The organism is Arthrobacter sp. 05L417 (assembly GCF_056397865.1).
This window is the reverse complement of the sequence record NZ_JBFTOG010000121.1, coordinates 1-503: the sequence shown is the minus strand read 5'-3', so window position 1 is coordinate 503 and position 503 is coordinate 1. Positions and strand designations below refer to the sequence as shown.

General features: G+C 68.5%; 1 protein-coding gene. It reads right to left on the bottom strand.

Translation table 11 applies throughout. The features are described from left to right. Window positions 1-503: alpha-glucan family phosphorylase (glgP, locus tag AC1DJW_RS26585; RefSeq protein WP_476902971.1), on the bottom strand; the 503-nt coding region annotated here is incomplete at both ends.

Here is a 503-nt window from a genome sequence, read left to right as displayed (position 1 = left end):
TTGACGTAGTCCTGGAGCATCCGGTCGGCCGAGACGGCCGGGCCGAGGTGGGCCAGGGTGTGCTTGATCATGGAGACCCAGTGCGTCGGGATCGCTTCCGGGCCGGACTGCGAGGGCCCGGCCGCGCCGGCTTCCGCGGAGACCGTGGAGCCGTAGAAGCGCGGGGCCACCTGGGTCTCCAGGAGCTCGTAGAGCGCGGCSGCTTCGATGTCATCGCGTTCGGTGGGTGAGGCGTCGTTGTTCGCGGTGGGGATCGCCCAGCCGTTCTCGCCGTCGTACATCTCATCCCACCAGCCGTCCAGGACCGAGAGGTTCAGGGAGCCGTTGATGGCCGCCTTCATCCCGGAGGTCCCGCAGGCCTCCAGGGGCCGGAGCGGGTTGTTCAGCCACACGTCGCAGCCCGGGAACAGGGTGCGGGCCATGGCGATGTCGTAGTTGGGCAGGAACACGATCCGGTGCCGCACGGCGGGGTCGTCGGTGAACTTCACCAGGTCCTGGATCAT